Annotated in this window: 1 protein-coding gene; it reads left to right on the top strand. The window is 67.5% G+C overall.

Annotated features, from left to right (window positions below; genetic code table 11):
• A partial coding sequence (locus HUS66_RS17395) for an aldehyde dehydrogenase family protein (RefSeq protein ID WP_175072449.1) occupies positions 1–557 on the top strand: 557 nt, incomplete at both ends.

Here is a 557-nt window from a genome sequence, read left to right as displayed (position 1 = left end):
TTCTCGCTGATCTACGGCTCCGGCAATGATATCGGTCAGGCCCTGGTCCGCGATGCCCGCATCAAGGCGGTGGGCTTCACGGGCTCGCGCAATGGCGGCACGGCGCTGGCCAAGGCCGCCCAGGAGCGCCCGGAGCCGATCCCGGTCTACGCCGAGATGAGCTCGATCAACCCGGTCTTCCTGCTGCCGGAAGCCCTCGAGAGCCGCGGCAAGGAACTGGGTGAGGCCTTTATCGGTTCGCTCAACATGGGCGCCGGTCAGTTCTGCACCAACCCCGGCCTGGTGATCGCCGTGAAGGGCGAGGCGCTGGATGCCTTCGTGGCATCAGCCGGCGAGGCGGTGAAGGGCGCTGCCGCCCAGACCATGCTGACCCCGGGTATCCATGAGGCCTACACCCAGGGCGTGGATGGCCTCATTCAAAGTAGCCATGCCCGCGAAGTGGCACGTGGTCCGGCCAGCGACGGCCCCAATGCCTGTCAGGTGGGTCTGTTCGTGGCCTCCGCCGAGGACTTCCTGACCGACGAGGCCCTGCAGGCCGAGGTCTTCGGGGCCACCTC

Origin of the sequence: Onishia taeanensis, assembly GCF_013349955.1 — a bacterium.
GTDB classification, from domain to species: Bacteria; Pseudomonadota; Gammaproteobacteria; order Pseudomonadales; family Halomonadaceae; genus Onishia; species Onishia taeanensis_B.
Note: the sequence above shows the minus strand (reverse complement) of the source record. Positions and strands in the feature narration are given on the sequence as shown.